The 11,367-nt window shown below is 62.0% G+C and carries 11 protein-coding genes; 5 read left to right on the top strand and 6 right to left on the bottom strand.

Annotated elements, in window-relative coordinates:
* Window positions 1-41: 41 nt before the first annotated feature.
* The 3 genes from HUJ17_RS15240 to ilvD all read right to left on the bottom strand — a co-directional run bounded on the left by HUJ17_RS15240 (window position 42) and on the right by ilvD (window position 4,398).
* Complete coding sequence (locus HUJ17_RS15240) at window positions 42-1,469, bottom strand: Glu/Leu/Phe/Val dehydrogenase (protein ID WP_290511490.1); 1,428 nt, start codon at window positions 1,467-1,469, stop codon at window positions 42-44.
* A gap of 111 nt (window positions 1,470-1,580) precedes the next feature.
* The gene (gene doeB / locus HUJ17_RS15235) at window positions 1,581-2,570 is read right to left on the bottom strand and encodes a N(2)-acetyl-L-2,4-diaminobutanoate deacetylase DoeB (protein WP_290511493.1); all 990 of its coding nucleotides are present in this window, start codon (window positions 2,568-2,570) and stop codon (window positions 1,581-1,583) included.
* 142 nt (window positions 2,571-2,712) lie between these two features.
* Window positions 2,713-4,398, bottom strand: coding sequence for a dihydroxy-acid dehydratase (ilvD, locus tag HUJ17_RS15230; protein WP_290511489.1), 1,686 nt, complete (start codon window positions 4,396-4,398; stop codon window positions 2,713-2,715).
* A 188-nt stretch (window positions 4,399-4,586) separates the two neighbouring features.
* Between ilvD and gmk the strand changes: the two genes are divergently transcribed.
* The 5 genes from gmk (at window position 4,587) to HUJ17_RS15205 (ending at window position 8,967) form a co-directional block, all read left to right on the top strand.
* Entirely contained in the window at window positions 4,587-5,210 is a 624-nt protein-coding gene (gene gmk, locus HUJ17_RS15225; RefSeq protein WP_290511488.1) for a guanylate kinase, read from the top strand.
* A 147-nt stretch (window positions 5,211-5,357) separates the two neighbouring features.
* Window positions 5,358-5,621 carry a DNA-directed RNA polymerase subunit omega gene (gene rpoZ, locus HUJ17_RS15220; RefSeq protein WP_062814950.1) on the top strand — a complete coding sequence of 88 codons (264 nt, stop codon included), beginning with the start codon at window positions 5,358-5,360 and terminating at the stop codon, window positions 5,619-5,621.
* Between the two features lie 194 nt (window positions 5,622-5,815).
* The gene (gene spoT / locus HUJ17_RS15215) at window positions 5,816-7,927 is read left to right on the top strand and encodes a bifunctional GTP diphosphokinase/guanosine-3',5'-bis pyrophosphate 3'-pyrophosphohydrolase (protein WP_290511487.1); all 2,112 of its coding nucleotides are present in this window, start codon (window positions 5,816-5,818) and stop codon (window positions 7,925-7,927) included.
* A 268-nt stretch (window positions 7,928-8,195) separates the two neighbouring features.
* Complete coding sequence (locus HUJ17_RS15210; RefSeq protein WP_062815465.1) at window positions 8,196-8,582, top strand: RidA family protein; 387 nt, start codon at window positions 8,196-8,198, stop codon at window positions 8,580-8,582.
* 148 nt (window positions 8,583-8,730) lie between these two features.
* Window positions 8,731-8,967 (top strand): DUF2789 domain-containing protein, encoded by a 237-nt coding sequence (locus HUJ17_RS15205; protein ID WP_062814952.1) that lies wholly within the window; start codon window positions 8,731-8,733, stop codon window positions 8,965-8,967.
* Between the two features lie 2 nt (window positions 8,968-8,969).
* Here the strand turns inward: HUJ17_RS15205 and HUJ17_RS15200 are convergent, their stop codons facing one another.
* The 3 genes from HUJ17_RS15200 to purE all read right to left on the bottom strand — a co-directional run.
* The gene (locus HUJ17_RS15200) at window positions 8,970-9,548 is read right to left on the bottom strand and encodes a VTT domain-containing protein (protein ID WP_290511486.1); all 579 of its coding nucleotides are present in this window, start codon (window positions 9,546-9,548) and stop codon (window positions 8,970-8,972) included.
* Between the two features lie 269 nt (window positions 9,549-9,817).
* Window positions 9,818-10,924 (bottom strand): 5-(carboxyamino)imidazole ribonucleotide synthase, encoded by a 1,107-nt coding sequence (locus HUJ17_RS15195; protein ID WP_290511485.1) that lies wholly within the window; start codon window positions 10,922-10,924, stop codon window positions 9,818-9,820.
* Window positions 10,924-11,367: 5-(carboxyamino)imidazole ribonucleotide mutase (purE, locus tag HUJ17_RS15190; RefSeq protein WP_290511484.1), on the bottom strand; the 444-nt coding region annotated here is incomplete at its 5' end. The genes purE and HUJ17_RS15195, both read right to left, overlap by 1 nt.

The following is an 11,367-nucleotide window of genomic DNA, read 5'->3' as shown; positions in this document are numbered from 1 at the left end:
AGATCCAGAATATCGAATAAGCCCCGCGCCACTCTTCTTTTTCAGAAACCGATATCCCGGTAATGCCGGGAGACTTTTTCAATGGCGATCACATAGGCCGCCATCCGGTAATCGTCGATCTTCGGATTCTCGTTACGGGTACGGATGATTTCCTGCAGGGCCAGGCGCATGGAGTCATCCAGCCCCGAACGTACAAGGTCGAACTCGTCGGCGCCACGGGCCAGTTCCTTGACGATATGCTCCGGCACCTTGGTATCGGTGGCCTGCTCAATGGCATCAATCACATGCTGACCGCGGGCTTCGTGGAAACGCTTGTCCAGGCGCCCGAAACGCACGTGGTTCAGGTTTCGAATCCATTCGAAGTAGGAAACGATCACGCCGCCGGCGTTGCAGTAGGCATCAGGAATGATTTCCACGCCCTTTTCGCGAAGAATCCGGTCCGCCTCAAAGGTCACCGGACCGTTGGCCGCTTCCGCGATCAGTTTGGCCTGAATGCGCGGCGCGTTTTCGGTGGTAATGACCCCTTCCAGCGCCGCCGGAATCAGGATGTCACAGTCGCGTTCCAGCGCCTGAATCCCTTCCTCCAGATAATCGCCATGGGCAAAACCCTTTACCCCCCCGCTTTCCACAATGTGCTGGCGTACCGCCCCCACATTGAGGCCGTCTTCATTAATGATGGCGCCATCACGTTCGATGATCGCAGTGATCAGACAGTCATCCTCGGTTTCCAGAAAGTGGGCAGCGTGATAACCCACGTTACCCAGCCCCTGAACAATCACGCGTTTGCCTGCCAGTGAACCGGACAGCCCGGCACGCTTGATTTCTTCCGGGTGACGGAACAGTTCGCGCAGCGCGTATTGCACGCCCCGGCCGGTGGCCTCATTACGGCCACGGACCCCACCATGCTCCACCGGCTTGCCGGTGAGCGCGCCCATATAATTGATGTCGTTGGGGAACATCTGCTTGTAGGTGTCCACCATCCAGCCCATTTCCTGGGGGCCGGTACCCATATCCGGGGCCGGCACATTCACCGACGGGCTCAGGTAGCCCTTGTTGATCAGCTCACGGGCAAAGCGACGGGTGATGGCTTCCAGCTGGTGACGCTCATATTTTTTCGGGTCGATCACCAGCCCGCCCTTGGAGCCGCCGAAAGGTACGTCGACGATGGCGCACTTGTAAGTCATCAGCGCCGCCAGCGCTTCCACTTCGTCCTGATCCACAATGGGGGCGTAACGAATACCGCCCTTGGAGGGCAGCCGGTGATCACTGTGGGTGGCACGCCAACCGGTGAAGATCTCGGCCTTGCCGTTGATCTCCACAGGGAAAGACACCTGCACTACGCTCTGGCACACCTTCATGGCGTTGCCCATGCCCTCATCGAGACCCATGATGCCGATGGCATGATCGACCATGTGTTCAACGCTTTCCCGAAATGACATGCCCTGCTGGGCAAACTTGGTATCGCTCATGGCTGCTCCGTCAGTCCTGTTGTTCTTGGTAGGACTTGAACATTAGCAGCGCTTTGCCAGCAAGGGTGTTTGTGCTTTGTTATGCCCTGTTAACGTGCACGGAGGTACCAGTCAGCGCGGCACCGCCAGCACCGCAAAGGTGTCGCCCACATTCACCTGGGCCGGATGACGACGGCCGATCAGCAGGCCATCACAAGGCGCGCAATACTCCACTGGCGGCTCGCCGGTACGCTCCAGGGAATGCACCCGGGCCAGCACATCGCCGGCGCGGACGCTGTCACCCAGGGCCACGGCAAATTCCAGCAACCCGCGATGTTCGCTGATCCGGTAATACTCACTGCCGGGAATCTCCAGGGCCTGTGACGCCACCACCGACGGATCGCCGGGCAATATACCGGCAAAGCGCAGCAGGTTGTCCACGCCGTGCTCCGCCAGCGCCACGGTCTCCGGCGTGGTCGTGCCACCGCCGCGCAGTTCCGTGCTGACAAACACCGTGCCGCAGGCCTCCACCACACTGTCGTAAAGCACGTCGCCTTCCAGCTCCGCCATGAACAGGGTGTAAGGCGCACCAAAGGCCGTAGCCGCGGCCAGGCAACGGGCTTCGAACGCCCGGTCGGCCATGCGGTGGGTGGCGGCAAAAGGCAGCAGATCCAGGGTACGGCCACCGGAGTGGATATCCAGCGCCAGATCACACAGCGGCACCAGATAACGGGTGAGATAGTCGGCGATCTTTTCCGTCAGGGTGCCTGCCGGATTGCCGGGGAAGGCGCGATTCAGATTGCCGCCATCCAGGGGCGAAGTGCGGGTGCCGTTGAGCACCGCCGGATGATTCAGCATCGGCACGATAATCACCCGCCCGCGAATATCTTCCGGCTGAAGACGGTTGGCCAGCTTCAGCAAGGCGGTGATGCCTTCGTACTCGTCACCGTGATTGCCGCCGGATAGCAAGGCAGTAGGGCCCTCACCATTGCGCACCACGGTGATGGGGATCATCACATTGCCCCAGGCGGAGCCGTCGTGGGAATGGGGCAGTTTGAGAAAACCGTGCTGAACGCCGTCCCGGTCGAAATCCACGGTGGCAGTGATGGGGCTGTCTTGCATAACGGCATCGGGTCCGAGGCTGAGAATGTTGGCGGGGGCGTCTGTCACGCCCCCGGTTACTCTCTATGATGCGCGCTTTTCCGGGATCGCGAACAGTGCAATTTCGCTCTGTCACCGATACCGGAATTCAAGGCCTTCCGGCTCAGAAGTCGTCGGTGACCGCCCCTTCACTGGCGGAGCCCACCAGGCGTGCATATTTTGCCAGCACACCACGGGTGTAACGGGGCGGCGGTTGCTGCCAGTTGGCTCGCCGGCGGGCCAGTGCCTCGTCGGACAGGTCCACGGTGAGCGTATTGGCCTCGGCATCAATGGTGATGCGGTCGCCGTCTTCCAGCAGCGCCAGCGGGCCGCCATCAAACGCCTCCGGTGTCACATGCCCCACCACGAAGCCATGACTGCCGCCGGAGAAACGGCCGTCAGTGATCAGGGCCACGTCATTGCCCAGACCCCGGCCCATGATCGCCGATGTGGGAGTGAGCATTTCGCGCATGCCCGGGCCGCCACGGGGGCCCTCGTAGCGGATCACCACCACATCGCCGGCAACTACGGTACCGTCATTGATCCGTGCCTGGGCCTCCTCTTCCGAACCGAACACCCGCGCCGAGCCGGAAAAGTGGGTTCCTTCCTTGCCGGTGATCTTGGCCACCGCCCCCTCTGGAGCCAGGTTGCCGTAGAGAATGCGCAGGTGACTTTCCGATTTCAGTGGTGCGGACAACGGCGCAATAATGTCTTGCTCCGACGGATACGGCGCCACCCCCGCCAGGTTCTCCGCCAGGGTGCGACCGGTGACAGTCAGACAATCGCCATGCAGCAGGCCGGCTTCCAGCAAGATTTTCATCAACGGCTGAATACCGCCGATGGCCACCAGCTCGCTCATCATGTACTGGCCACTGGGGCGCAGGTCCGCCAACACCGGCACCCGCTTGCCAATCTCGGTAAAGTCGTCCAGTGACAACGGCACACCCACCGTGCGCGCCATACCCAGCAGGTGCAGCACCGCATTGGTGGAACCGCCCAGGGCAATCACGATGGTGATGGCATTTTCAAAGGCCTGGCGGGTCATGATGTCGGAGGGCTTGATGTCCTTTTCCAGCAGGTGCAATACCGCCGCACCGGCCCGCTCGCAGTCTTCCCGCTTATCCTCGGACACCGCATTCTGCGCCGAGCTGCCGGGCAGGCTCATGCCCAGCGCCTCAATGGCCGACGCCATGGTATTGGCGGTGTACATGCCGCCACAGGAACCGGGGCCGGGGATGGCGGTTTCCTCAATCTGCTTTAGCTCGATCAGGTCCATGTCACCGCGGGAATGGGCGCCCATGGCTTCGAACACGGAGACGATATCGGTGTGGCCCTTGCCGGGCAGGATGGTGCCGCCGTAGACAAACACGCTGGGGCGGTTGAGCCGGGCCAGACCGATCAGACAACCGGGCATGTTCTTGTCGCACCCCCCGATCGCCACGAGACCATCAAACCCCTCGCAGCCGGCCACCGTCTCGATGGAATCGGCGATCACCTCGCGGGACACCAGCGAATACTTCATCCCCTCGGTGCCATTGGCGATACCATCGGAAATGGTGATGGTATTGAAGATAACCCCTTTACCACCGGCGCCGTCTGCGCCTTCACAGGCCCGCTCTGCCAGTTCGCCGATATGGCTGTTGCAAGGGGTCACCTGGCTCCAGGTGGAGGCAATACCCACCTGGGGCTTGCGAAAGTCCTCGTCGGTAAAGCCTACCGCCCGCAACATGGCGCGGCCGGCCGACTTGCCCGGGCCATCCACCACCTTGGCGGAATGGCGGCGGCGCGGATCGTCCTGGGGGTCGCTCATGTTCTCTCCTTGTCCGGTGCCGGGAAGCGCCTGAATCATTGCAGACATCTTCCCCATGGAATGGGTTACAGGGGGAAACGGTAACCTGTGACGGCTCGCACTGCCATCACAAGGCGCATATGACGTGCCGCCCCCTTTACGCCTATAATGCGCGCTTTATCGGGATCGCGAACAGGACCGTCCTCACTATGGCCGACAAAGGCACGCTGTATATCATTTCCGCCCCGTCCGGCGCCGGCAAGACCAGCCTGGTGGCGGCTCTGGTCGACAAGCTGGAGCAGGTGCGCATCTCTGTCTCCCATACCACCCGCGCCATGCGCCCCGGGGAAGAGGACGGGGTGAACTACCATTTCACCGATCGCGATACCTTTGTTCGCCAGGTGGAGCAGGGCCGGTTTCTGGAGCATGCCGAGGTGTTCGGCAACCTGTACGGCACCAGCGCTGACTGGGTGGCCCAGACCCTGCGGGGCGGCGATGACGTGATTCTGGAGATCGACTGGCAGGGTGCCACCCAGATCCGCAAGCAGCTGCCGGACTCCGTAAGCATCTTTATCCTGCCACCGTCCCTGGAAACCCTGGCCGAGCGCCTGCGCGGACGGGATACCGATGACGAGGCGGTGATCCAGCAACGCCTGGATGGTGCCCAGGACGAGATGAGTCATTACGGGGAGTTCGACTATCTGGTGGTCAACGATAATTTCCAGCGAGCCCTGTATGAACTGGAAGCCATCGTGGAAGCCCGCCGACTGATCACCGCCCGGCAATCCGCACGACTGGCAGCCACCCTCAGCAACCTGCTGGCGAAGCGCTGACCCATAGGGCGGAGATGCACTGCAGGCATTTCCGCCCTACGGCAAGCCCTTCTGCTGGACTGGTCAGCAATTCACCAGTAAAATCGCTCCCCCTCGCGAATTTCAGGCGCTGCCGACTTCGGCACCGCCACCCTGTAGGAGAACAGCATGGCCCGTGTAACCGTTGAAGATTGCCTGGAAAAACTGGATAACCGCTTCGAGCTGGTACTGGTAGCCGGCAAGCGCGCCCGTCAACTGCAGACCGGTGGCAAGGAACCCCGCGTGGCCTGGGAAAACGACAAACCCACCGTGGTAGCCCTGCGTGAAATCGCCGAAGGTCATGTGACCTCCGAATCCGTGGACAACCCGATCGCTGATCGCAGCGCTGACGTGGACGAGCTGGCCCTGCTGACCCAGTCCTTCGGCGAGTAATACCGTTTCCGGCAAGTGCCCGCCCGGGCGCTTGCCTGTATTTCCCTTCCCCCTTTGCGACTTTTCCCTTCCGCGGCCCGCCCGGAAAATTCATTACCTGCGACTATCGCCCTTGTCATAGACAAATCCCCTCGCCAAATCTAAGCTTGAAGTCATTCCTGATCATTACTCCGCCCCGGGCGTGACGAGGACTTTTGCCCACCATTCATAACCTGGAAAAACGGTTACGCAGTTATCTGGACGACGATCAGATCGCCCAGGTCGTACGCGCATACCATTTTGCCGAGCAAGCGCACGAGGGGCAGTACCGCCGCACCGGGGACCCGTACATCACCCACCCGCTGGCCGTGGCCAACATCCTCACCGACATGCACATGGACCACTCTTCATTGATGGCCGCCATGCTGCACGACGTGATCGAGGACACCGGCATCTCCAAGGAACAACTGGCCGGGGAATTCAGCGAAGAAGTGGCCGAGCTGGTAGATGGTGTCTCCAAGATCGCCCAGATCAAGTTCGAGTCCAAGGCGGAGCAGCAGGCGGAAAACCTGCGCAAGATGATGCTGGCCATGACCCGGGATATCCGCGTCATCCTCATCAAGCTGGCTGACCGCCTGCACAACATGCGCACCCTGCATGTGATGCGTGCGGAAAAGCGCCGCCGCATCGCCACCGAGACCCTGGAACTGTACGCCCCGATCGCCTTCCGGCTGGGCATGTACAACATGCGGGTGGAATACGAAGACCTGGCCTTCCACGCCATCTACCCCATGCGCGCCCGCCTGATCGGCCAGGCGGTGAAAAAGGCCCGCGGCAACCGCAAGGAAATCCTCACCACCATCAAGGCCAGCCTGGAACACTGCTTGGAAGAAGAAGGCATCGAAGCGCGGGTGCTGGGCCGTGAGAAGCATCTGTACAGCATCTACACCAAGATGAAGGAACAGCACAAACCCTTCGCCGACATCATGGATGTATTCGGCTTCCGCATCATCGTGGACCGGGTGGATACCTGTTACCGGGTGCTGGGTGCGGTGCATAACTACTTCACCCCGATCCCCGGCCGCTTCAAGGACTACATCGCCATTCCCAAGGCCAACGGTTACCAGTCCCTGCACACCACCCTCAAGGCGCGCTCCGGCATTCCTCTGGAAATGCAGATCCGCACCGAGGAAATGGAGGCCATGGCCAACAACGGCATCGCTGCCCACTGGCTCTACAAGGCCGAAGACGAGCCCGGCTCGCCCACCCACAGCCGCACCCAGAGCTGGATGCAGCGGCTGCTTGAGCTACAGCAGAAAGCCGGCAACTCCATGGAGTTCATCGAGAACGTGAAGGTGGACCTGTTCCCGGACGAGGCCTATGTGTTCACCCCCAAGGGCGACATCAAGGAACTGCCCGGCGGTGCCACCGCGGTGGATTTCGCCTATGCGGTGCACACCAAGGTGGGCAACAAGTGCGTGGCCGCCCGCATCGACGGCAAGCTGGCGGCGCTCTCCACACCCCTGGAATCCGGCCAGACAGTGAAGATCATCACCGCCCCCAACGCTACCCCCAACCCGGCCTGGCTCAACTTCGTGGTCACCGGCAAGGCACGCACCAACATCCGGCACTTCCTCAAGCACCAGCGTCGCGAGGACGCGGTGGAGCTTGGCGAACGGCTGCTGGAAAAGGCCCTGCACTCCTATGACATCGGCATGGACGAGCTACCTATCGAACGGGTGGTGAGCGAGCTGGCCGGCAACGGCTACGTGGAGCTGGACGACCTGCTGGAAGACATCGGCATGGGCAACCGCCTGGCACCGCTGGTGGCCCGCAAACTGGCCGGCGCCCGCGATGACGACGAACGCCAGCACGAAGACGACCGCCGCCCGCTGGCCATCCGCGGCAGTGAAGGCCTGATGGTCAGCTACGCCAAGTGCTGTCTGCCGCTGCCCGGCGACACCATTATCGGCCATTTGAGTGCCGGTCGCGGCATCGTGGTGCACCGGGACACCTGCAAAAACCTGCTCGCAGAAATGCGTAACGCCCCGGAAAAATGCATCGCGCTGAGCTGGGACAAGCAGGTGGAGCAGGAATTCACTGCCGCCCTGCGCATCGAACTGATCAACAAGCGCGGCGTGCTGGCCACCCTGGCCAACAGCGTCTCCGAGCTGGGCTCCAACATCGACACCATCGACATGGCCGAAAAGGATCCCACACTCACCACCCTCAACGTGTCCATGACCGTCAGGGACCGGATTCACCTGGCCCGCATCATCAAGAAGCTGCGCACCCTGGACAGCATCGTGCGGATTCACCGGCTTTGATAGCCACGCCCTCCCTGTAGGAGCTCCTCTTGAGGGGCGAACCACGCGTCAGCGTGGAAATCGACCGCAGGGCGATCAGGAATATCAGAGCTTGGCAGGCCCTATGCGAGCCCGCCACGTTCGGTTCGCCCCTCAAGAGGAGCTCCTACAAACAAGGCAGGAACCTCCCATGTTGCGTGCGGGCCTGCTGCGTGCAAGCATAGCCCCTTTCCTGATTTCGCCTGCCGGCGCCATGACGCTGGCAGCTCAACCAAGTGAAGAACCGACCATGTCCAATCATTCCGTGATCAGCACCGACAAGGCACCCCAGGCCATCGGCACCTATTCTCAAGCCATCAAGGCAGGGGCCACTGTTTACCTGTCCGGCCAGATTCCGCTGGTGCCCGACACCATGGAACTGGTGGACGGCGATATGGAAGCGCAGATCGAGCAGGTATTCAGCAACCTGACTGCCGTGTGCGAGGCCGCCGGCGGCAGCCTGCAGGACATCGTCAAGCTGAACATCTTTCTCACCGATCTGAGCCACTTTGCCCTGGTCAATGAGGTGATGGCGCGCCACTTCAAGCAGCCCTACCCCGCCCGGGCCGCCATTGGCGTGGCCGCCCTGCCCAAGGGCGCCGGGGTGGAAATGGATGGCATCATGGATATCGCGTAGCGATCCGCAGCACGTAACAAGCAACGCCAACGCCCGCTTACAAGCGGGCGTTTTTCGTTACCAAACCTGTTCGTTGCGGGGGAAGACAGCACTGGCGAAAAGGCGCACCATTTGATGACAACGTCATCCAACACGGAGGGACTGCGATATGGATACCGCAACCCACGACTTGCCCACCCTGTTCGCCCAGCTCGGCCTGGAAAACAGCGATGCGGCCATCGAAGACTTCATCCATCAGTACGCTGGCACCCTGAAAGACAGCATGCATCTGCACCAGGCGCCCTTCTGGAACGACGCGCAGGCGCGCTTTCTGGCTGAGGCCATTCGTGAAGACGCGGATTGGGCCGAAGCGGTGGACAGCCTGAGCGCCCTGCTGCGCCACTAGCCTCAAGCCAGTTGCAACACCCGGGCAATACGGTCGAAGAAAAAGCAGTACACCAGCAGCGGAAGGGGCAGACCCAGCAGGGTGCCGAGCAGATAATCCCGGCGTTTTACCCCGCTGAGCGCCAGGGTGTAGTTCAGTGCCGGCATGGTCTGGAACAGCAGGCGCAGCAACACCACGCTGCGCACCGGATGACGATCCAGCCGGGCAAGAATTTTGCGCGCCAACGGCTTGTCGATATCCCGCAGAGCACTGCCACCCAGCCCCTGCACCACCTGAAACGTCACCAGGCAGGACACGCAGGCCGCCACATAGGTCACCAGCCCGCCGGCCACCGTGCCCAACGCCAGTATCGCCGCCGCCAGAAACGGCCAGCCCGGCAACTGGATCAGGTTACCGATGGCAAACGCCAGCACAAACAGCAGGACACCCACCACCAGATTGGCTTCCAGCAGCGCCCGCAGGGCCGGCAGGGAAAACTGCTCACGCAGGCCGGTGAGCTCCACAAGGAGCAGCACTGTCACCAGCACCACGGCCAGCAGGATCAGTCGTCGATAGCGTGTCATGGCAAGGGGCAAGGCCAAATCCGGATTCCTGTTTCAGAGTCAGGATTCAGTGTAACCGATTGGGGGAAGGCTGGAACGTGAAGGGGTCGGAGGAGTGGCAAGTTTCAAGTTGAACGTTGCAAAGCGCGAAACCGACCTGATGCCAACTGAACACCGCTCTGCCCGCGCCGCATAGGCTCAAGTGCGTAGCAGAGAACTGGTGCACACAGGCACCCTCACCGTTAATCGCGGGCAGAGCATCGCAGACTTCAGGAGGCCTGCCCGTGTAGCAACTTGGAACTTGCAACTTACCCCAGCGCCAATTCGGAATCGAGCACAGCCTGATAGCCTTCCGGCAACACATCCGCCCAGGCATCCAGGCCGACGCGCAGGCCTTCCAGGCTGTCTGCCACCAGATTGGCGTGGCCCAGCTTGCGGCCCGGGCGCACGCCCTTGCCGTACCAGTGGACTACACCCGGGTGCTGCAGCCAGGCGCTTTCGAAGGGGGTGCCGATCAGGTTCACCATGGCGGTGGGACCGTGCACATTCAGCGCGTGCAGGGGCACGCCGGCCAGGGCATGAACGTGCAGGTCGAACTGGGACCAGTCGGCGCCTTCATGGGTCCAGTGGCCGGAGTTGTGCACCCGCGGGGCAATCTCGTTGACCATCAACTGGCCATCGGTTTCGAAGAACTCCACCGCCATCACTCCGGCGTAGTCCAGCTCTTCCATGATGCCCTTGAGCATCTGCTCCGCCGGCTTCTGCAGATCGGCGCAGGCGTTGGCCGGCGCCAGGCTCAGACGCAGGATACCGTCCACATGCCAGTTGCGGGTGAGCGGGTAGAACAGGGTTTCGCCGCTGGTGCTACGGGCTCCGACGATGGACAGCTCGCGGCGGAAAGGAATCTTCTGTTCGATAATGGCCTTGCCAGCCAGTTCGCTAGCGGGCACCGCGCTGAGATCACCGCCTTCGCCGACAATCCAGGTACCGCGCCCGTCATAACCGCCAGTGCGCGCCTTGACCACCACACCGCCGAATTTGGCCACGGCCGCATCCAGATCGTCCGGCTGGTCCAGGGTCACCCAGGGGGCAGTGGGAATGCCCAGCTTGTCGAGCATGGATTTCTGGGTAAAGCGATCGGGAATCACTTCCAGCGCGCCACGCGCCACGCAACGGTCGCTTTTTGCCAGCTCAGCGGACAGACCGGCTTCCGGGAAGGCTTCGCGCTCCACGGTGATCACCGGGTAACGCTCCTGGCATTCTTCCCAGCTGATCGGCACGGCCAAGTCCGAGGTGCCGGGCAGCAGCAGAGCCCGCTCCGGATCGTAACGATCCACCACCAGACCCAATCGGGCCGCCGCTTCCGCCATCATCAGGCCAAGCTGGCCTCCACCAAGAACAAGCACGCGATTCATCAGCCTTCACCCAGCTCAGCATTGGCCAGCACGTCGGCGGCCCGGGTGGCTTTCCAGTCAGCGATCTTCTGCAACTGCTCCGGGTTACCGGCGGCCAGCATCTGCGCCGCCAGCAGGCCCGCGTTCCAGGCACCGGCCGCGCCGATGGCCAGGGTGCCCACGGCCACGCCCTTGGGCATTTGCACGATGGACAACAGGCTGTCCCAGCCGGACAGGGTGCGGCTTTTCACCGGCACGCCGAGCACGGGCAGCGGGGTCAGGGAGGCAATCATGCCGGGCAGGTGAGCCGCGCCCCCGGCACCGGCAATGATCACCTGATAGCCATTGTCGTGGGCGCTTTTGGCGAAGTCGTACATGCGCTGGGGGGTCCGGTGGGCAGACACAACTTCCGCCTTCCAGCCCACGCCGAACTGTGTCAGGGCGTCACAGGCTTCTTTCATGGT

Origin of the sequence: Alcanivorax sp., from assembly GCF_014762765.1 — a bacterium.
GTDB lineage: Bacteria > Pseudomonadota > Gammaproteobacteria > Pseudomonadales > Alcanivoracaceae > Alcanivorax.
This window is presented reverse-complemented; position numbering and strand designations above follow the sequence as displayed.

Bases quoted from the DNA above. Each gene is read 5' to 3' on its own strand.
- rpoZ (WP_062814950.1), top strand. From the start codon at position 5,358: ATGGCCCGTGTAACCGTTGAAGATTGCCTGGAAAAACTGGATAACCGC.
- HUJ17_RS15205 (WP_062814952.1), top strand. From the start codon at position 8,731: ATGGATACCGCAACCCACGACTTGCCCACCCTGTTCGCCCAGCTCGGC.
- HUJ17_RS15195 (WP_290511485.1), bottom strand. From the start codon at position 10,924: ATGAATCGCGTGCTTGTTCTTGGTGGAGGCCAGCTTGGCCTGATGATG.
- gmk (WP_290511488.1), top strand. From the start codon at position 4,587: ATGGCCGACAAAGGCACGCTGTATATCATTTCCGCCCCGTCCGGCGCC.
- HUJ17_RS15240 (WP_290511490.1), bottom strand. From the start codon at position 1,469: ATGAGCGATACCAAGTTTGCCCAGCAGGGCATGTCATTTCGGGAAAGC.
- ilvD (WP_290511489.1), bottom strand. From the start codon at position 4,398: ATGAGCGACCCCCAGGACGATCCGCGCCGCCGCCATTCCGCCAAGGTG.
- HUJ17_RS15210 (WP_062815465.1), top strand. From the start codon at position 8,196: ATGTCCAATCATTCCGTGATCAGCACCGACAAGGCACCCCAGGCCATC.
- doeB (WP_290511493.1), bottom strand. From the start codon at position 2,570: ATGCAAGACAGCCCCATCACTGCCACCGTGGATTTCGACCGGGACGGC.